General features: G+C 40.0%; 17 protein-coding genes. 16 read left to right on the top strand and 1 reads right to left on the bottom strand.

Features of this window, described 5'->3' with window-relative positions:
• Positions 1-301: 301 nt before the first annotated feature.
• From HMPREF0833_RS04890 to tnpA, 9 genes are all read left to right on the top strand, one after another.
• Entirely contained in the window at positions 302-721 is a 420-nt protein-coding gene (locus tag HMPREF0833_RS04890; protein ID WP_013903982.1) for a Panacea domain-containing protein, read from the top strand.
• Positions 721-1,680, top strand: coding sequence for a hypothetical protein (locus tag HMPREF0833_RS04885; protein WP_013903981.1), 960 nt, complete (start codon positions 721-723; stop codon positions 1,678-1,680). The genes HMPREF0833_RS04890 and HMPREF0833_RS04885 overlap by 1 nt, the downstream gene beginning before the upstream one ends.
• A 403-nt stretch (positions 1,681-2,083) precedes the next feature.
• Entirely contained in the window at positions 2,084-3,211 is a 1,128-nt protein-coding gene (locus HMPREF0833_RS04880; protein WP_013903979.1) for an AI-2E family transporter, read from the top strand.
• A 133-nt stretch (positions 3,212-3,344) separates the two neighbouring features.
• Complete coding sequence (locus HMPREF0833_RS04875) at positions 3,345-4,820, top strand: M protein trans-acting positive regulator PRD domain-containing protein (protein WP_013903978.1); 1,476 nt, start codon at positions 3,345-3,347, stop codon at positions 4,818-4,820.
• 617 nt (positions 4,821-5,437) lie between these two features.
• Entirely contained in the window at positions 5,438-6,787 is a 1,350-nt protein-coding gene (locus tag HMPREF0833_RS04870; protein WP_037608034.1) for a hemolysin family protein, read from the top strand.
• A gap of 408 nt (positions 6,788-7,195) precedes the next feature.
• Entirely contained in the window at positions 7,196-8,173 is a 978-nt protein-coding gene (locus HMPREF0833_RS04865; RefSeq protein ID WP_013903976.1) for an ABC transporter substrate-binding protein, read from the top strand.
• A gap of 10 nt (positions 8,174-8,183) precedes the next feature.
• Entirely contained in the window at positions 8,184-9,077 is an 894-nt protein-coding gene (locus tag HMPREF0833_RS04860) for an ABC transporter permease (RefSeq protein ID WP_013903975.1), read from the top strand.
• A gap of 9 nt (positions 9,078-9,086) precedes the next feature.
• On the top strand, positions 9,087-9,890 hold the full coding sequence (locus HMPREF0833_RS04855) for an ABC transporter ATP-binding protein (RefSeq protein ID WP_003005034.1): 804 nt from the start codon (positions 9,087-9,089) through the stop codon (positions 9,888-9,890).
• A 340-nt stretch (positions 9,891-10,230) separates the two neighbouring features.
• Entirely contained in the window at positions 10,231-10,695 is a 465-nt protein-coding gene (gene tnpA / locus HMPREF0833_RS04850; RefSeq protein ID WP_041818345.1) for an IS200/IS605 family transposase, read from the top strand.
• Positions 10,696-10,830: 135 nt separating this feature from the next.
• Here the strand turns inward: tnpA and treR are convergent, their stop codons facing one another.
• Positions 10,831-11,544 (bottom strand): trehalose operon repressor, encoded by a 714-nt coding sequence (gene treR, locus HMPREF0833_RS04845; RefSeq protein WP_013903973.1) that lies wholly within the window; start codon positions 11,542-11,544, stop codon positions 10,831-10,833.
• Positions 11,545-11,724: 180 nt separating this feature from the next.
• Between treR and treP the strand changes: the two genes are divergently transcribed.
• The 7 genes from treP to HMPREF0833_RS04810 all read left to right on the top strand — a co-directional run bounded on the left by treP (position 11,725) and on the right by HMPREF0833_RS04810 (position 21,098).
• A complete protein-coding gene (gene treP / locus HMPREF0833_RS04840; protein WP_013903972.1) occupies positions 11,725-13,701 on the top strand; it encodes a PTS system trehalose-specific EIIBC component in 1,977 nt (658 codons plus the stop codon).
• A gap of 54 nt (positions 13,702-13,755) precedes the next feature.
• A complete protein-coding gene (treC, locus tag HMPREF0833_RS04835) occupies positions 13,756-15,378 on the top strand; it encodes an alpha,alpha-phosphotrehalase (RefSeq protein WP_013903971.1) in 1,623 nt (540 codons plus the stop codon).
• A gap of 129 nt (positions 15,379-15,507) precedes the next feature.
• A complete protein-coding gene (locus HMPREF0833_RS04830) occupies positions 15,508-17,820 on the top strand; it encodes an endonuclease/exonuclease/phosphatase family protein (protein ID WP_013903970.1) in 2,313 nt (770 codons plus the stop codon).
• 213 nt (positions 17,821-18,033) lie between these two features.
• A complete protein-coding gene (gene pflA, locus HMPREF0833_RS04825) occupies positions 18,034-18,828 on the top strand; it encodes a pyruvate formate-lyase-activating protein (RefSeq protein WP_003017660.1) in 795 nt (264 codons plus the stop codon).
• A gap of 124 nt (positions 18,829-18,952) precedes the next feature.
• Positions 18,953-19,888 carry a manganese-dependent inorganic pyrophosphatase gene (locus HMPREF0833_RS04820; RefSeq protein WP_003005572.1) on the top strand — a complete coding sequence of 312 codons (936 nt, stop codon included), beginning with the start codon at positions 18,953-18,955 and terminating at the stop codon, positions 19,886-19,888.
• A gap of 63 nt (positions 19,889-19,951) precedes the next feature.
• Entirely contained in the window at positions 19,952-20,464 is a 513-nt protein-coding gene (locus tag HMPREF0833_RS04815) for a YiiX/YebB-like N1pC/P60 family cysteine hydrolase (protein ID WP_013903969.1), read from the top strand.
• On the top strand, positions 20,448-21,098 hold the full coding sequence (locus tag HMPREF0833_RS04810; RefSeq protein ID WP_013903968.1) for a DUF1803 domain-containing protein: 651 nt from the start codon (positions 20,448-20,450) through the stop codon (positions 21,096-21,098). Before HMPREF0833_RS04815 ends, HMPREF0833_RS04810 begins: the two co-directional genes overlap by 17 nt.
• Positions 21,099-21,137: the final 39 nt, after the last annotated feature.

The raw sequence follows: 21,137 nt of genomic DNA, 5'->3' as shown, positions 1-21,137 counted from the left end.
CTTCATTCAGAAAGAGGACGCGCCCTATTTTGTACGAAAAATTCCGTTTTTGAACCTTTAAAAGTAAAATAAAAAATAACCGTTGGATAATAGTATACGATTTAAAATAATAAAGAATTTAAAAGAGGATATAAGGACCACTAACAGGCAACTATTATCACTTAGATTGACTAGTCTGCAATTTCATTGATTATGCACTAAATATAAAAACACACAATATAAAGTGTGTGATTTTATAATAAAGAACACAATATATAGTACTTGACGAATGTGATATAATTAAAATAAGGAGGTGACTGTGATGACAATGGAAAAATTAGCTAATCATATAATTGCAGTTGCGCAAGATAATAAAACAAGTATAAGTAATTTACAGTTACAAAAGATAATGTACTTTGCTATGAAAGATGCAAAAGAGAAACAACTTATGTCCATGGATGAGTTGTCAGAATTGTATGATGAACCATTTTTAGTTTGGGCATATGGCCCAGTGGTAAAATCACAATATGATCGTTTCAAACGCTTTGGTTCTTCTCCTATCATAGGACTTTTTCAAGCTTCTGATGATTTAAAGAAGATTAATGGTACAATTAAAGAGTATTTATCTGAAACTGTTTCTAGCTTGGTGAGGAAGAGTCATCAGGTACCTTTTTGGGAAGAAAATAAAGATAAAATCGTTGGTTTTAGAAGTAATATAGAATACAATTTAGAGGATATTTAGTGATTACAATCAATGATATTAAAAAGAGCATTGACACTGATTATTCAGAAATTTTAAATCAGTATGATGCTCTTTTGGAAAAATCAGGAGATTTGGAATTTGTTTTAAAGGATGACCTTGTCAAAGAAGAAGTACAAAAATTAATCGAGTTAATAAGAGATAAGGACATAAGAAGAATTCCCTATGCTTCAGTCACTACTCGGGTAATTGATTTTAATTCAAAGACGGACGGCACGGATGGGTTATCTGAAAGTTTTGATTTTTTAATGGAGCAAATGGATTCTGCTCTTAGTTTAATAATTACAGAATTTTTAAATAAAAAAACTTTTTCTGGAAAAACAATAACACCAGAGAAGGTGCACCCGTACAATAATTCTATAGTAGCGTTTTACAAACTATTAGAACATACAAAGTTAGCAAACGCCCAATATCAAAACTTATATCAAAAGACTGAGATTGAAGTTAGTGAATTGAATTCAGTTTTAGATGAAAGCAAAAGAAAATTAGATAATCTAGCGAACGACTTCCAGAATCAATCTGAAAAATCTAAGGAGACATTGCAGGAAGTATCGAATGAGTTAGACAACGTCAAAACGACAAAAACTTCAATATATACTGACTTCATTGCAATTCTCGGGGTGTTTTCTTCGTTTGTTTTTGTGATGTTTGGTGGATTTAGTGCACTATCAGATATCATAGCAAGCTTAAGTCAAACAAAAGTTTCTGTTGGTAAAACACTATTAGTGTCGTCATTTTTATTTGGTTTTTTGATTACAGTATTGTATTCTTTGTTATATTGGGTATCACTGATTATCGAAAAACCAATATGTTATAATTCTTGTGATTGTAACAATCCATGTGGAAAATTTACTCATAGTTTAAAAAGACATGGATATTTTTTAATATTTATTGTTTGTTGTATTATTATGATTGTCTTCTCAGCTTTTTTTGCTAAATAATAGAAGATACTGTTTTTTATCAATATTCTTTATATTTGAATAAGATTAGAGCTGTTTATGACAAAATATGCTATAATTAAATATGTGGTAGGTTTTCCATCTCCCCTTGAAACAGATTATTCTGCGGTAGGAGGTGGGACACCTACCATTTTTGAAGATAAAAAAAGCACCGTGTGAGGGTGCTAGATCTTGCCTGCTGAACTCGTAAATGATTGACCCCTTGAGGGTCGTTTTTTTGTTCAGTTATTTGCGGAGTTTGGGGAGTGATCTAATGATGTTAAATGAACCATTAAAAGCTGAAAAATGTTATTAAATTAAGGTTACAGACTGTTAATATACTCTAATAAATGCTGTTTGAAATTCTATCATAAAATATGGTAGAATAGAAAACAGGAGGTAGGGAATGTTTCGAAATAGTAAATTGTTATTCTGGACATGTGAGATCTTATTATTGACGGTGATTTTCTATATTTGGAAATCAATGGGGACTTTGATTTCGCCATTTGTATCTGTTCTGAATACCATCCTCTTACCATTTTTAATTGCAGGCTTTTTATATTATATTACCAATCCGGTTGTTGAATTGTTGGAAAAACACTTAAAAATCAAGCGTGTGTTTGGAATTTTGATTACCTTGGTTCTCTTATTTGGTATCATTGGTCTAGGAATCTTTTATCTGCTCCCAATCTTGATTAATCAGTTAACTAGCTTGATCAATTCGACCCAAGGATTGTATTGGGAAGTCCAAAGTTTGGTTCGAAAACTATCGACCAATCCTTTGTTTCAAAATATTAATATCCAATCAACGATTCAACAATTGAATCTCTCTTATATGGATATCCTTCAAAATCTCTTAAATAGTGTCACAAACAGCTTGGGAAGTGTAGTTAACACTATTGTCAATACGGTTTTTATTTTAATCATGACACCGATCTTCCTGGTTTATTTCTTGGTCGATGGGAAGAAGTTATTGCCGATGTTAGAGCGAACCATTTTACGTAATGACAAACTCCATATTTCAAGCCTCTTGGTTAGTTTGAATGAAACGGTCTCCCGCTACATTAGTGGTATTTCGATCGATGCTTTGATCATTGGAACACTAGCTTATATCGGCTATAGTTTTATTGGCTTGAAGTATGCTTTGGTTTTTGCTATCTTTTCTGGGCTTGCCAATCTCATCCCTTATGTAGGGCCGACCATTGGTTTGATTCCGATGATCATTACCTATGCCTTCACAGATATGGACATGATGATTAAAGCGGTCATCTATATGTTGATCATTCAGCAGATCGATGGAAATATTCTTTATCCTCGCATCGTTGGAGGCGTGATGAAAGTTCACCCGATTACCATTATGGTCCTCTTACTGCTTTCTAGTAATATCTACGGAATTATTGGTATGGTGGTCGCCATCCCCGTCTATTCAATTGGGAAAGAAATTGTGAAATTCTTGGTGAATTTATATGATAACCATCGTGCGGCCCAAGAGCAGAAGAAGAAAGAAGAATTCGGAATTATTAACAAATCTTAGACTCTATTGCCCAATTGGGCTTTAGAGTTTTTTATCTATTTTTTGAAATGTTGCAGAAAAAAAACTACAACTTCTGTTAAATATGTTAAAATAAAAATGATTCTGAAAAAATTATGAAGAAAGGTTGAAAAAGATGAGACTCCTCTTATCGAAAAAACAAAGACGCCAATTACAATTATTGGAAATCTTGATTAAAGAAAAAAGATGGTTCCACTTAAAAGAATTGGCAACCCGACTAGACTGTACAGAACGTTCTTTAAAAGAAGACTTATCCAATCTTCGTAGTACCTTTGATGAATTTTTGATTGAATCTTCCACTAACGGAATCAAAATCGCTTACGAGGATTCTATTGGACTAGAAGTAGTTTATCATCACTTTTATAAAGAATCGCAAGCATTTGCATTGATCGAATATTTATTTTTTCATAAGGATGTGTCCAATGAATTTATTTGTAAGAAGTTTAATCTCAGCTATCAATCTTTTTATCGCTTAATTCGGACCATTAATCAAAAGTTGCAAACGAAATACAATGTGAAGATTAATCTTAATCCCTTGAATCTTATTGGAGATGAAACGGATGTTCGTTTCTTTTATGCTCAGTACTTTGCGGAGCGGAATTACTACATGGAGTGGCCTTTTCCTGAATTTAAAGAGAATGCCGTGACGGACTTAATCACTTTTTTCTTCAAGCTCTATGGTTATCCACTGACCTTCTCTGTTATCAAGTCTTATAAAGTGCTCTTGACAGTATATCTATCTCGGATCAAGCAAGGCTATTTTATTGATATGCCAACCACTTTTGATGAATATAAGGAGTTGTATCAAGGAGTGGAGAATGTCGAGGAGATGTTGCGCTATTTTAGCTTACAACTGGGGGTGGAGTTAAATGAAAAAGTACTGGAACAATTCTTCATTATCTTTATTCAAGAGAATTTCTATTTTAGTCCAGAAAGTTTGATTGAAGCTTCTAAGACAGATGAATATGCTAAAAATTCCACAACCTTTATCAAAGATATGTTTAAGGATCTTTGTTATACCTATGATTTAGAAATTGAAAATTTAGATGAGATGTTAATGCACGTCCATAATACGTCTCACCTAGTTCGCAGAGAATTATTCTCTGAATTTCTCTTATTTGATATTAAAACCAATACAAACGAAGACTTTATGAGCATTTTCCCAGCTTTCTATGATGATTTGAAGAATCATTTGATTACTTATATGAAGACCATGAAGCATGATTTGAATGAGGAGATCCTCAAGCATATGATTTATACGGTCTACACCCACTGGGAGCGTCTCTTACCGCAGTTATTGCGTCGTCGGAAATCGATTAAGGTCTTGATCATTAGTCGTTTTGACGATCACCATGCCAAATCTATGATTGATTTCCTTAATTTCTATTGTACAGATAACTTCGAATTTTCACAGATGATCAAATACAATCTGACAGTGAAAGATATTGAAGCTTCGGATGCAGACGTTGTGGTAGCTAATTTTATGATGCCAGAATTAAAGAAAAAACCCTTTATCTGTACAAGTAGCCTATCCTCACTTGAGCTGGTTGAAAAACTCAATGCCTTCTTTTATGATTTCACCAGTGCATAATACTAAAGACAAAGTCTTCCTAGAAACTTTCCTTAGGTGAGAACGGACGTCAGGTGAAATTTTCCAGTGGATGATTTCAGAAATCCAGGAAGTTCCATGACTAAATCACGATCCGCAGCACGTGTTCAATTTGTTTTGTACCCCTTCGCTTTTTAATTTTTAGGTTCAGGCTAAAACAGTTTCCCAAACTGTTTTACTCTCAAAACTCCCGAGTGAGAGTGGGACAGAAATCGGTAATTCGTTAGAATTCGATTTCGTCGTCCCACCTCCGCACAGTTGAGTAGGGCTGTAAAAGCTTATGAAATCAGCGTAGTAGAGCCCACTCAACCACTGCGTCTTGCTCGACAATCCAAAAACAATTGAGAGGCTAGGACTTTTGTCCCAGCCTCACTTTTCTCACGGCGGAAAGTTTCAGTGTAGGTTAGAATAACACTAATAGTATATATTGTTTTAAGCGTCACTTAAGTTATTTTGTGTGAAAAAACAATTTATCCACATTAAAAAATCAGGACCTGTTCCTGATTTTTTGATGGTAAAAAAAGAAAATGAATATAAGAATGCAGGCTCTCCTATTTTGTGGTATAATATACAATATTATATACTGGAGGAAATTATCCATGGAAGACCCTGGCAGTCAGGAAATTTTACTGGAATTTATTTTATTGATTGTTTTGACATTGTTGAATGCCTTTTTCTCGGCGACTGAAATGTCAATGGTATCGTTGAATCGTTCTCGTGTAGAGCAAAAAGCTGAAGAAGGGGATAAAAAATATATTCGTCTTCTTAGCGTTTTGGAACAGCCCAACCATTTCTTATCCACTATTCAGGTGGGGATCACCTTGATTACCATCTTATCTGGGGCGAGTCTTGCGGATAGCCTTGGACATGTCATTGCTGGATGGATGGGCAATACCAAAACGGCTCTGGCAACTGGAAGCTTTTTATCTCTAGCATTTTTGACTTATATTTCGATCGTGTTTGGCGAACTCTATCCGAAACGAATCGCTATGAACTTGAAAGATGAGTTGGCTGTTCGAACAGCTCCGATTGTGATTCTATTAGGAAAAATTGTCAGCCCCTTTGTTTGGTTGCTTTCAGCGTCGACCAACCTTTTGAGCCGTATCACGCCAATGGAATTCGATGATCCGGATGAAAAGATGACGCGGGATGAAATCGAGTATATGCTGACCAATAGTGAAGCAACACTGGATGCTGACGAGATTGAGATGCTCCAAGGGATCTTTTCATTAGATGAAATGGTAGCGCGTGAAGTCATGGTCCCACGGACAGATGCCTTCATGGTTGATATCAATGATGATACCAAAGAAATTATTGAAAGTATCCTCAAGCAAAACTTTTCACGGATTCCTGTCTATGATGATGACAAGGACAATGTCATCGGCCTCATCCATACCAAACGTCTCTTGAACGAAGGATTTATCAATGGCTTTGATAATATTGTCTTAAGAAAGATTTTACAAGAACCTTTGTTTGTTCCAGAAACCATTTTTGTGGATGATCTTTTGAAGGAATTGCGTAATACGCAAAATCAAATGGCCATTCTGCTCGATGAATACGGTGGGATGTCTGGATTGGTTACCCTCGAAGACTTGTTGGAAGAAATCGTCGGTGAAATTGACGATGAGACTGACAAAGCTGAAATTGATGTTTTTGAAATTGGGGATAATACTTATGTCGTGCAAGGAGCTATGTCACTAAACGACTTTAATGAATACTTTGGCGTTGAGTTGGAAAGTGATGATGTGGATACTATTGCAGGGTATTATTTGACTGAAGTTGGGCGGATTCCATCCTTGAAAGAACGCCTCAGCTGTGAAGTCGATAGTCAAAAGAAACACTTGATCTTGACTAATGACAAGGTGAAAAACGGTCGTGTGACCAAGGTGAAAGTTGAAATTTCTGAAATCGTCGAAGAAGATGAAGAAACCAAATCAAAAGAAGATTAGAAAATAGAGGCCTGGACGTGTTCCAGCCTCTGTTTTTTTCTTGTCAGGGCTAGTTGAATTTTCAAAAAATTTTAAAAATTTCTGAAATAGTCTTGACAGCAAAAAAAAATTAAGGTAAGATAATACCCATAAATAAAGAAAGCAGATAAATAAACATGAAGCAACAAGCCATTTCAATTCAAAAATTTTACTTTAGCTACTTTAGATAGTGTTTGTAGACATGATCTCATGGATGCAAACAACCCAAGCAATTTGTTTGTATCTATGTGGCTAAGATTTTTGATGATGGTCCATAGAGCTAGTATCTAAATGGACCGAGGTTTTGTAACTTGTTGGAGAATTTCAAGCATCCGTTTAGAGAATGATCTAAGCGGATTTTTTATTTATTTTGCAGAAAAGGAGTTTTAAATGAAAGTAGTCAAAAAATTACTGGCGCCAGTTTTGGTCGTAGGCCTTCTGTTAACATCATTGGTGACCTTACACCATCTGAAGGATGCTAAAAAGGATAATGTCTTTCGGATTGGGATTTCCCAGTACATCACCCATAAGTCTCTCGATGCGACACGGAAAGGCTTTATCGATGAATTGAAGAAAGAGGGATATGTGGATGGGAAAAATATCCAGATTGATTTCCAAAATGCTCAAGGAGAGCAACGAAATCTGAAAAACATTTCCAAACAATTAGCGGAAGAAAGTGATCTAGTCTTTGCGATTGCAACCCCTTCTGCACAAAGTTTGGCCAATACCACTAAAACAACTCCGGTTGTCTTCTCAGCTGTGACCGATCCATTGGCAGCGAAATTGGTGAAAAACTTGAAGGAACCAGGTGGAAATATCACGGGGACAAGTGACCAGTCAGAAGATGCGATCTCTACACAGGTAGACATGATTAAGCAAGTACTTCCAACGGCAAAAACAGTTGGGATCCTCTATACGCAAAGTGAGCCTAACTCCGTCGTCCAAAAAGACAATGCGAAGAAGATTTTAGAGGCTAAAGGCTATCAAGTGGTTGAAAAAACCATCATCGATAGTAACAATGTGAAAGCTGCAGCAGACAGTATCATGTCAGAAGCAGATATCGTCTTTGTTCCGACGGATAACATCATTTCTTCTACAATAGACACTGTCAAACAGGTATCCATCAGTCATAAGGTACCAGTTTTTGGTGGATCTGCTGAAATGGTGGCTACTGGTGGTTTGTACAACTTTGGTACCGATTATGAGGAATTGGGAAGACAAGCTGCTCGGATGGCCATTCGCATCATGAAGGGTGAGAAACCTGGGAAAGTCGCAGTTGAAACACCTGAAAAATTAGAATTGCATACCAATAAAGAGATGGCTAAAGAGCTTGGAATTGATATTAGCTCGTTGAAGGTAGAAAAATAGGAGGTTTGAGATGAATTTCGTTTTATCAAGTTTATCAGAAGGTTTATTATGGTCGATCATGGCGATCGGTGTTTACTTAACATTTCGAATTTTAGATATTGCCGACATGACGGCAGAAGGCGCCTTTCCACTTGGGGCAGCAGTTGTAGCTTCCCAAATTCAAGCAGGAAGAAACCCTTGGCTTGCAACCTTTTTAGGCTTCCTAGCCGGAATGATCGCAGGATTGGTCTCTGGAATTCTCCATACAAAAATGAAAATTCCAGCCCTCTTGACAGGGATTGTCACTTTGACGGGTCTCTACTCTATCAATATCAAAATCATGGGAGGGGTTCCTAACCTTTCTATCGGAGATTCTAGTACCATTTTCAAGAGTGTGATGAAATTAGGTCTTTCTAATGAAGAAGCTGTCTTTTTGATTAGCATTTCTTGCTTGATCATCGTCTGTATCTTGTTAACTCTCTTAATGAAGACGCAACTTGGCTTGGTTTTGCGCTCGACTGGTGATAACATTCCAATGAGTGAGGCCAATGGGGTCAATGTAGATAACATGAAGATGTTGGGCTACATGATTTCCAATGGTTTGATTGCCCTTTGTGGAGCCATGTTTGCACAAAATGATGGTTTCTCAGATGTGACTTCTGGTACAGGGACGATCGTAGTCGGCTTGAGTGCTGTGATTATCGCTGAAGTTTTGATCCACGAATTGACCATTGGTTGGCGCTTGCTTTCCATCGGGGTTGGAGCCATTGTTTACCGTTTGATTATCTTAAATATTTATGAGATCCCAAATCTCGATCAAAATATGGTTCGTCTCTTCAATGCGATCTTGCTCGCGATTGTCTTGTTCGCTCCTGAGGCGCAAAAACGTCTTCGTGTTCGCGGATTGAAGTTAGGAAATAAGTAGGAGAAAAGTATGGCAACATTATTATCAATTGAAGGTATTCATAAGACATTTGAAGCAGGCACAGTCAATGAAAACCATGTCTTAAAAGGCTTGGATCTCCAAGTAGAAGAAGGGGACTTCATTTCGGTCATCGGTGGAAATGGAGCTGGGAAATCAACCTTGATGAACATCTTGGCAGGAAATCTAGTTGTGGATGAAGGGGATATCTTGCTAGAAGGTAACTCCATCAAAAATACGAGTGTTCGTAAGCGTGCGAAAGATATTGCGCGTGTCTTCCAAGATCCTAAGATGGGGACAGCTTCTCGTTTGACCATTGAAGAAAATATGGCGATTGCCCAACGTCGTGGGAAATCTCGTGGTTTGAGCTGGGGAGTTCGGGAGAAAGATCGCGAATTATTCCGTGAAGCCTTGAAGGAATTAAATATTGGTTTAGAGAACCGCCTCAAGGTGGATACCCAATATTTGTCTGGTGGGCAACGTCAAGCTTTGACCTTGGTCATGGCAGCCTTGGTCAAACCCAAACTCTTGCTTCTGGATGAACATACCGCAGCGCTCGATCCTAAGACTAGTGAAATGGTCATGGAATTGACACAAAAGATCGTGGAAAGCCATGATTTGACAACCTTGATGATTACGCATGATATGAACCATGCCATTGAATACGGCAACCGCTTGATCATGCTCTACCAAGGCAAAATCGTTGTCGACGTCAAAGGAGAAGAAAAGAAAAACCTAACGGTTGAAGATTTGATGCGCCTTTTCCAACAAAACAGTGGTGAAACCCTGGTGAGTGATGAATTGGTATTAGGATAAAATAAAAGAGAGTGGGACAGAAATCGGTAATTCGTTAGAATTCGATTTCGTCGTCCCACCTCCGCACAGTTGAGTAGAGCTGTAAAAACTGATGAAATCAGCGTAGTATAGGCCACTCAACCACTGCGTCTTGCTCGACAATCCAAAAATAATTGAGAGGCTGGGACAAAAGTCCTAGCCTCTCAATTATTTATGTGACTTTCAGTCCGTCTCGCTCCGTTAGGTGCGAGACAAAAAAACCACCCGCTATGCGGGTGCGCATCGAAGGTTATACCAAAAAAACTCCAAACGCGATACAATTAAGGTGTTCAAGCCAATTGTAAAGCGAGAGGAGAAAAATATGGCTCAAAAAGCACATAGTTTATCACACACAAAATGGATGTGTAAATATCACATTGTGTTCACCCCTAAGTATAGACGAAAAGTGATCTATAATCAATATCGAAGTAGTTTGGGAGAAATATTCCATAGATTATGTAGTTATAAAGGTGTTGAGATTATCGAAGGCCATTTAATGCCAGATCATGTTCATATGTTGGTAAGCATTCCACCTAGAATTAGTGTTACAAGTTTCATAGGATATTTAAAAGGTAAAAGCGCTCTAATGATGTTCGATAAACACGCCAATCTGAAATATAAGTTTGGAAATCGACATTTTTGGGCAGAGGGATATTATGTAAGTACAGTTGGCCTCAACGAAGCCACAATAAAGAAATACATTCAGGAACAAGAGCGAAAAGATATTGCTTTAGATAAGTTGAGTGTAAAAGAATATGAAGATCCCTTTAGGGATAGTGGCAAGTAGTACGTATACCTCTTTGAGAGGTCTGTGACGAGTCAAATGCAATAAGGCTTGAACAAAGTGAAAGCCAGCGTCTTTAGGCGCTGGCTAGTTATCTGGGCTTATAGCCCTGGTACAAACCACCCGTTTGACGGGTGGTCATGATTTCCTCCGCTCTGCATAGTCGACAAAATGAAACTTGTCTAATTTGTGTCGGCTTTCGGTGAACTGGAATTGGCGTCCGTCTGCTAAGTGAACTTGGGAACGGACCGTTACCACGTGTTGGTCTTTTCCAAGATCCAGTAAGATTTTGTCGCGATTATCGATTGGTGAAATCAAAATTTCTTTCTTTGCATAGCCAATCTGCAATTTCAAGTCTTCTTCTATATATTGGTAGATAGAGTGCTGGGCAATTTCCTTGGTTAGGCCAGGGATCAGCTCTCTGTCTAGGTAATCAATATCTAAGACAGAAGCGACGCCATCCACTACCCGTTGTCGGGTTACTTTCCAAACCAAACGGTGAAGGGGGAAGCCTGTCTTTTTAGCTCCTTTTTCATCAATACTGATCTTTTCCAAACGAATGACATTAGTTTCTGAGCGAAGACCAGAAGCTTTGACGATTTCTTGATAGCTGGTTAATTGGGAAACAGGGAAGTCAAAGTGAGCTTGCCTACAAATTTGCGATCCCATTCCTTGAACAGTCTTGATAAAGCCTTCCTCCTGCAAGAGATTGAGGGACTTACGGATGGTATCTCGACTGACCTGGTAGTGCTCTTTTAAGTCGTTCTCGCTAGGCAGAAAATCCCCGACTAGATATTTTTCTTCTAGTATTTGTTCTTTTAAAATTTGATAGATTTGTTGGTATTTTTTCATGATTTGGACTCGCTTGTCTGTTTTTTTACATACAACACCCTAAATTTTATCAAAAATATAGCAAAAAAACCACAAACAAGTTGCAGACAAGTTTGGGATCGTTTACAATTGGTTTTGTCAGTTGATGGAGATCAACAAATAAACATAAGGAGATGCTAGCTGAAGCTAGCGGTGTATCAAATGGGAAAATTTGAACAAGAAGCTAAGGATCTGCTCCAAGCAATCGGAGGCAAAGAAAACGTCACTGCCGTGACCCACTGTGCGACACGGATGCGCTTTGTACTAGGAGATGAGAAGAAAGCCAACATCAAGGCCATAGAATCCATCCCTGCGGTGAAAGGAACCTTTACCAATGCAGGTCAATTCCAAGTCATCATCGGAAACGATGTACCAATTTTTTACAATGATTTCTCAGCCGTGTCTGGGATTGAAGGAGTCTCAAAAGAAGCAGCTAAGTCTGCAGCCAAGAGCAATCAAAATGCTGTCCAACGGGTTATGACAACTTTGGCGGAAATCTTTACACCGATTATTCCAGCCTTGATCGTTGGGGGATTGATTCTTGGTTTCCGTAATGTCCTTGAGGGCGTTCATTGGTCGATGTTAAATGGTAAGTCCATTACAGAAGTTTCTCAATTTTGGGCAGGAATTAACCATTTCCTCTGGTTACCAGGTGAAGCCATCTTCCAGTTCTTACCGGTAGGGATCACTTGGTCTGTTTCTCGTAAGATGGGAACCAGTCAAATTTTGGGAATTGTTATGGGGATCTGTTTGGTTTCTCCACAATTGCTAAATGCTTATTCCGTTGCTTCAACACCTGCTGCAGAAATTGCTAAGAATTGGGTGTGGGACTTTGGATTCTTCACGGTTAATCGAATTGGGTATCAGGCGCAAGTTATTCCAGCCTTGCTTGCTGGTCTGTCCCTCTCTTACCTTGAAATCTTCTGGCGCAAACACATTCCAGAAGTGGTGTCAATGATCTTTGTACCTTTCTTGTCTTTGATTCCAGCTCTTATCTTGGCCCATACGGTTCTTGGTCCAATTGGTTGGTCAATCGGTCAAGGTCTGTCAACCGTTGTTCTTGCTGGTTTAACAGGACCTGTTAAATGGCTCTTTGGTGCTATTTTTGGTGCTCTTTATGCGCCATTTGTGATCACAGGTCTTCACCACATGACCAATGCCATCGATACCCAATTGATTGCGGACGCAGGTGGCACAGGTCTCTGGCCAATGATTGCCCTCTCAAATATTGCTCAAGGTTCAGCTGTTTTTGCTTATTTCCTCATGCACCGTCATGATGAACGGGAAGCTCAGATTTCTCTTCCAGCAACAATTTCAGCCTATCTTGGTGTGACAGAACCAGCCCTCTTTGGGGTCAATGTCAAGTACATCTATCCATTCGTAGCAGGAATGATTGGTTCTTCTATCGCCGGTCTTCTCTCTGTTACCTTTAACATCACAGCAGCATCTATCGGAATTGGTGGGCTGCCAGGGATTCTATCCATTCAACCACAATATATGTTGCCGTTCGCAATGATTATGGTTGTAGCGGTAGTAGTTCCTATAGCTTTGACCTTCTTCTTCCGCAAGGCTGGTCTCTTCACAAAAACAGAAGATAGCACAGAGCTTCAAGCAGAGTTTGCGGCTCAAGAAGAACCAGAATTTGCAGCTCATACAGAACCAACAGCCCTTGTAAAAACAGTCCAACTGGTGAGCCCACTTGATGGACAAGTTAAACCGCTTAGCCAAGCCACAGACCCAGTCTTTTCATCAGGTGTCATGGGACAAGGTGTCGTCATCGAACCAAGCCAGGGGGAATTGGTTTCACCAGTTAATGGGACAGTGACAGTACTCTTCCCAACTAAGCACGCAGTCGGTATCGTTTCTGAAGAAGGCGTGGAATTATTGATGCACATTGGTATGGATACGGTTAGCCTTGATGGAAAAGGGTTTGAGGCTCACGTTGCTCAAGGGGATAAAGTTGTTGTTGGTCAACAATTGATTAGCTTTGATACGAATGTTATCAAAGAAGCTGGTTTGATCACTGAGACGCCCGTTATCATTACCAATCAAGATGATTTCCAAGCAGATGTTGAAGGGGATCTTCCACGTGATATTAAGCGTGGCGATGTTCTCATGATTGCTCATCGAACGAAATAAGCGAAGGAGTGGAGACGTTACGGTCCACCCTTTGATAAAAAAGAGGTTAAACAAATGGCATTAGATAAAACAAAGGTTGTTTACCAAATTTATCCAAAATCATATAAGGACACTACAGGAAATGGAATCGGTGATTTCAGAGGAATCATTGAAAAGATTCCTTATCTAGCAGAGTTGGGAGTTGATATGGTTTGGCTCAATCCGTTCTATCCAAGTCCTCAGCGTGATAATGGCTATGATATTTCAGACTACACAGCTGTTAACCCTGTCTTTGGGGATATGGCGGACTTTGAAGAAATGGTCCGTGTCGCTAAAGAGCATAATATTGACTTCATGCTAGACATGGTACTTAACCATTGCTCAACGGAGCATGAGTGGTTCCAAAAGGCATTGGCTGGGGATAAGTATTACCAAGATTTCTTCTTCATTCAGGACCAACCAACTGATTGGTTATCTAAATTTGGTGGTTCTGCCTGGGCTCCTTTTGGAGATACAGGGAAATACTATCTTCACCTCTTTGACGTGACGCAGGCAGACCTCAATTGGCGCAATCCCAATGTTCGTAAGGAGTTGTTTAAGGTGGTCAACTTCTGGCGGGACAAGGGCGTCAAAGGCTTCCGTTTCGATGTGATCAATTTGATTGGGAAAGATGAAGTCTTGGTGGATTGCCCTGAAAATGAAGGGAAACCAGCTTATACAGATAAACCCATTGTCCATGACTATCTTCACATGATGAATGAAGCGACTTTTGGCGCTGACGATAGCTTTATGACAGTTGGAGAGATGTCATCGACAACCATTGATAACTGTGTTCTCTATTCGGCACCGGAGCGTCACGAGTTGTCTATGGCCTTTAACTTCCATCATCTTAAAGTAGACTATGAAGATGGTCAAAAATGGACCATTACTCCCTTTGATTTTGAAGAGCTCAAACGTCTCTATCACACTTGGGGCAAGGAAATGAGTGAACGTGGTGGTTGGAGTGCCCTTTTCTGGAATAACCATGACCAACCTCGTGCTTTGAATCGCTTTGTAGATATCAAGAACTTCCGCAATGAAGGAGCGACCATGCTCGCAGCTAGCATTCACTTGTCACGTGGGACCCCTTATATCTATATGGGCGAAGAAATCGGCATGATTGATCCAGACTATGATTCGATGGCAGATTATGTGGATGTCGAGTCCATCAATGCTTACCAGATGCTTTTGGATCAAGGTAAGTCACCTGAGCAGGCCTTCCAAATCATTCAAGCCAAATCCCGTGATAATTCACGTACGCCTATGCAATGGGATGCTTCTGAAAATGCAGGTTTTTCAACAGGCGCTCCATGGTTGAAAGTTGGGAAGTCCTATAAAGACATCAACGTTGAAAAGGAAATGGATGGTCCAATCTTTAAATTTTATAAAGAATTGATTCGCTTGCGTAAAGAAATGCCGATCATTTCAGAAGGAAGCTACCTGCCAGCATTGGAGGATAGTCAAGAAGTCTACGCTTTTGAACGCCACTTAGATGGTCAAAAACTCTTGGTACTCAATCATTTCTATGGAAGTGAAGTCGAAGTAGCGATTCCAGAAGACTACCAAACAGGGCGCGTGCTCTTGTCCAACTATGACGATGCAGAGCTTGCTGAAAAGGTAATTCTCAAACCTTATCAGACACTGGCGATTTTAGTTTAAGTATTTTACACTTCGATCTTTTTGGGTCGAAGTGTTTTTATTTTTGAAAAATATTTTTGAAAGCGCTTGAAAACGCAAAGTCATTCCCTTATAATAAAAGAGGAAATATTTTTATGTACGGAGAATAGTATGAAAGAACATGGAAAAAAGATTCGATTATTAGCAGTAGCCACCTTATTGGCTAGTCAGTTGGGGGTCTTTAGCAGTGCCCTCACGGTAGTTGCAGACGAGACCACAGTTTCGACTTCAGAGCCAGCGCTTGTGACGAATACTAGTAGCGAGGAGAGCTCGACAAATAGTTCGACTTCCGCTACAACAACAACTACAGAAGCTACGACGAGAGCTTCGAGTGATAAAGAAGAGACATCTAGCAGTTCCTCAGACGATACTGAGGAGAAAACGGTTAAGATCGGGGAAATTCAAGGGGAATCGCAACGCTCTCCACTTGAAGGCCAAAAGGTAGCCATCAAAAATGTGGTGGTGACGAAAACAGACCGCTATGGTTTTTATGCCCAAGATATTGAATCGGATGGCAATAGTCGGACCTCAGATGGGATTTATGTTGTTTCCAAATACAAGGTGAAAGTCGGTGACAAGGTTAAAATCACTGGTACCGTCAAGGAAGGCTATATGGAAGAGGTTACCTTGGGAGCTGGGAAGACCTTTAAGGAACCAACGAATAGTTTAACGGTGACCATGTTAGTCGATGCTTGGATCACAAAAGATGGGACAGCCCCTCTTCCAGAAGCTGTGAATCTCACTGCAGGGATGCCAGCGGAGGTGAAGCCTAATCCGACTGCTTATGCTCCAGAAACTGATGCTCTCGATTATTGGGAAAGCCTGGAAGGAATGCTCACGGTGGTGAAGAAACCGCATGTCCTTGGTCCCCAGTACAAAGGAGATATCTATGTATTGGGAGAAGATTTCACAGGTCTTCCTTTAAACAATATTGGAGGTCTGAATCTACGGCCACATGCGCAAAATACAGCGACGATCCCGATTTATGTTGGGAATCAGTTTGTCGCAAAAGCCAAGGATTACTTTGCAGAAGACGTAACAGGAGTGGTAACGTATCGGAATAGCTTTTATAAGTTAGAACCTTCTCAACAGTTGACAGTCCAAGACGGTGGCTTGCAGCGTCAAGCAGCTCAAACCCAACCAAGTGAGGACAAGCTGACCATTGCTTCCTACAATATTGAAAATTTCTCGGCCAACAATGCCAAAAATGAAACCCCAGAGGATAAGGTGACGCTGATTGCCAATTCCTTTATCCATGAAATTCACAATCCAGACATCATTACTTTGATCGAAGTGCAGGACAATAATGGTAGTGTGGATGACGGAACGACAAGTGGTGTTGAAAGTGGACGCAAACTAGCCAATCGGATCAAGGAATTGGGTGGCAAGAGCTATGAGTATACGGAAGTTGCTCCAGTAGATGGCGCTGACGGAGGAAAGCCTGGTTCGAATATTCGTTTGGGAATCCTCTACAATCCAGAACGCGTGAGCTTAGCCAAAAAAGAGGCAGCAACTAGCAACGAAGCAGCACAATTTGACAAGGGACACCTGGTTAAAAATCCAGCTCGGATTGCCCCTAATGACCCATCGTTTGATCATACTCGCAAGTCTTTAGCCGTTGAGTTTGAATTCAAAGGCCAACCAGTTGTGGTGATTGCTAATCACTTGAAATCAAAAATCGGAGATGATGCTATTTATGGGGCAAGCCAACCAGCAGTGGAACATACCTTGCCAACTCGTGAAGCACAAGCCAGTGTCATTCATCAATTCGTCCAAGAAGGCTTGAAGCAAAATTCGAAGACCACCTTTGTTTTGACGGGTGATTTTAATGATTACGATTTCTCAACCACGGCACAGATCCTTGCGGGCAATGAACTAACCAACTTAATGGACCAACATGATGCAGGCGATCGCTATTCCTATTTCTATCGTGGAAGCAATCAAGTTTTGGATAACATTTTTATCTCAAACAACATGGCAGCCAAAGCAAGGTTTGAACCAGTCCATATCAATGCTTCCTTTATGAAGGAACACGGTCGTGCATCAGACCATGATCCTGTTTTGGTCCAAATCGAATTTAGTGGAGCACAAACTTCAGGAACGCCGACAGATGATCAACAAGGAAATACGGGACAATCAACGGATCAAACCAGCCCTTCTTCATCGAATACAGGATCTCAACTAGTCCCTCATCAGACTCAAGCCAATGAACAAAAGAGTTCAACATCTGAAAGCAAAGAGAAGGGCAAGAACGAAGATGAGAAGCAAGACGACAAGGAAGAGGCAACAACAGAAACCAAGACACCAGGCAAGCGGAAAATCCTTCCATCTACTGGACAAGAAACAAGCTATCTAGCTCTTTTTGGAGTGGCAGTAGCTACGATGAGTCTTGCCTTGAACAAGAAGAAAAAGACTACTCATTAACGTGTTTTGTAAGAAAGATCTAAAAAAGGAGTCGCTGGCTCCTTTTTTCTCCTAAAATACAGGACAGATAGTCCCATATTGGAAACTGTACTAGGACAATGAAAACTACTGAAAAGAACAGTTTCTTTTCAAAAAGAAGCTTCAACTCTTTAAAATAGATGGAATCGTGTTATAATAAAATCATAAAACGTTTTCAAGAGAAGAGGTTCCTCAATGGAAAATGAAACAGTTGACTATGGAAAAGTAACAGGAATGGTACACTCAACAGAAAGTTTTGGAGCAGTAGATGGGCCTGGGATCCGCTTTATTGTTTTTCTTCAAGGGTGTCAAATGCGGTGCCAATACTGCCACAATCCAGATACTTGGGCAATGGAAACCAACAAGTCCCGTGAACGGACAGTGGATGATGTCCTAGAAGAAGCCCTCCGTTATCGTGGATTTTGGGGCCAAAAAGGTGGGATCACAGTCAGTGGTGGAGAAGCCCTCTTGCAGATTGACTTCTTGATTGCTCTTTTCACTAAGGCTCAAGAGTTGGGCATTCATTGTACCTTGGATACCTGTGCTCTTCCTTTTCGGAATACGCCTCGTTATTTGGAAAAATTTGACCGCTTGATGGCAGTGACTGACTTGGTGCTCCTGGATATCAAGGAAATCAATGATGAACGACACAGATTTGTGACCAGTCAAACCAATAAAAACATTCTAGCTTGTGCCAAGTACCTATCTGATATTGGAAAACCAGTCTGGATTCGTCACGTTTTGGTACCAGGTTTAACGGACCGAGATGATGATTTGATCGAGCTTGGAAAATTTGTTAAAACCCTTAAAAATGTCGATAAATTTGAAATTCTGCCTTACCATACTATGGGGGAATTCAAATGGCGTGAATTGGGAATTCCGTACAAATTGGAGGGTGTGAAACCACCGACAAAAGAACGGGTCCAAAATGCAAAAGATTTGATGGAAACAGAAAGTTACCAAGATTACCTGAAACGGGTCAAAGGATAAAGAAGAAAAACAGTTGGCAATCCCAACTGTTTTTTCTAGTGAAATGCATTGTTCTTCCCTTTCTTTAAACGGAAAAACGTGTTAAAATAGAGTGAATCTATAAATGAAATAAAGAGGTAGAAATATGTCAAAAATTCTTGTTTTTGGTCACCAAAATCCTGACTCAGATGCTATCGGCTCATCTGTAGCTTTTGCTTATCTTGCAAAAGAAGCATATGGTTTGGATACAGAAGCAGTGGCTCTTGGAACTCCAAATGAAGAAACAGCTTTTGTATTGGACTATTTTGGTGTGGAAGCACCACGCGTTATCACATCTGCTAAAGCAGAAGGTGCAGAGCAAGTCATCTTGACGGACCACAATGAATTCCAACAATCTGTTTCAGATATCGCTGAAGTAGAAGTTTACGGTGTGGTGGATCACCACCGTGTGGCTAACTTCGAAACTGCTAGCCCACTTTACATGCGTTTGGAACCAGTTGGATCAGCATCTTCTATCGTTTACCGCATGTTCAAAGAACACGGTGTAGCAGTACCAAAAGAATTGGCAGGTTTGATGCTTTCAGGTTTGATTTCAGATACCCTTCTTTTGAAATCTCCAACAACACACCCATCTGATAAAGTGATTGCGCCAGAATTGGCTGAATTGGCTGGTGTCAACTTGGAAGAATACGGTCTTGCAATGCTCAAGGCTGGTACTAACTTGGCAAGCAAATCAGCAGAAGAATTGATCGACATCGATGCCAAGACTTTTGAATTGAACGGAAATAACGTTCGTGTGGCTCAGGTCAATACAGTTGATATTGCTGAAGTTTTGGAACGCCAAGCTGAAATTGAAGCAGCCATCCAAGCTGCCAATGCAGCTAACGGATACTCTGACTTTGTTTTGATGATTACAGATATTGTCAACTCAAACTCAGAAATTTTGGCTCTTGGTGCCAATATGGACAAGGTGGAAGCAGCCTTCAACTTCAAACTTGAAAACAACCATGCTTTCCTTCCAGGTGCCGTTTCACGTAAGAAACAAGTGGTTCCTCAATTGACTGAAAGCTTTAATGCATAAGGATTGATGGGGAAACCCATCGTTAAAAAGGAGTCGAAACTCCTTTTTTGCTAGGAGTAGATCATGCTAGAAAATGGTGATTTGATTTTTGTAAAGGACTTGTCAGATATGGGACAGGCCATCCAGGCATCTACTGGCAAGTATAGCCATGTGGCTCTCTTTTTAGACGGCTTTATTTATCATGCTAGGGTGGAAGGTGGTGTCCTTGCCCAGTCTCCCGAAGATTTCTTTGAAGATGGGAAAGTCTATGACCTTTATCGCTATGCGCGGATTGATTGTCCAGAGGTCAAAAAGCGGGCAGAAAACCTTTTAGGGTCTCCCTACAATGCTTCCTTTTATCCGGATGGAGATGGTTATTACTGTTCCCAGTTCATTGCTGAACTACTTCCTATATTTGAGACCATTCCCATGAAGTTTGGGGAAGGAGAACAAGAGATTAGTTCGTTTTGGGAAGATTACTACAGAGAGCTTGGTCTAGCAGTTCCTTTAGATCAGCCCGGGACCAATCCTAGTCTATTAGCCCAATCACCACAGCTACAGTTTAAAGAAAGGTATTTGGATGATTACAATCATTAATCCCACACGTTTGACACGTCAGCCATTTTTCAAGGACTTGATCAACTATTTGGATCAGCACGACGATGTGATCCTGCGGCAAATCAAGGCCCAATTTCCAGATCAACCAGTGGATAAGCTGATGGAGGAATATATCAAAGCGGGCTTCATCCTTCGAGAAAATAAACGCTACACCCTCAACCTGCCCTTCTTGGAGTCAGCTGATCTTGTTGACTTGGATCAAGAGGTCTTTGTTCGAGAGGACAGTGCAGTTTATCAAGAATTAAAAGCTAAGGTCTTCCAAACAGAACTCCGCAATACTACCAATGAAGCGATTTTGGTGGAGGAGACGGACTTTGCGCGAAATGCACAGACCCTTTCCAATTACTTCTACAAGGTGAAACACCAATACCCTTTGACAGAGGAGCAAGAAACGCTCTATGCTATTTTGGGAGATGTCAATCCCGAGTATGCTCTCAAGTATATGACCAGCTTTTTGCTCAAGTTCCTCAAAAAAGAAGAAGTCCAGCAAAAGCGCAGAGACATCTTTGTCGACAGTTTAGTTTTATTGGGCTACATCATTCAAAATGAAGATGGGAAGTATGAGTTAGCTGTCGAATTTGATAAAGAACGATTCATTTTTATAAAAAAATAAAGGCTAGGAAAACTTCCTAGCCTTGTTTCGTTTGATTAT

Source organism: Streptococcus parasanguinis ATCC 15912, assembly GCF_000164675.2.
Taxonomy (GTDB): Bacteria; Bacillota; Bacilli; order Lactobacillales; family Streptococcaceae; genus Streptococcus; species Streptococcus parasanguinis.
This window is presented reverse-complemented; position numbering and strand designations above follow the sequence as displayed.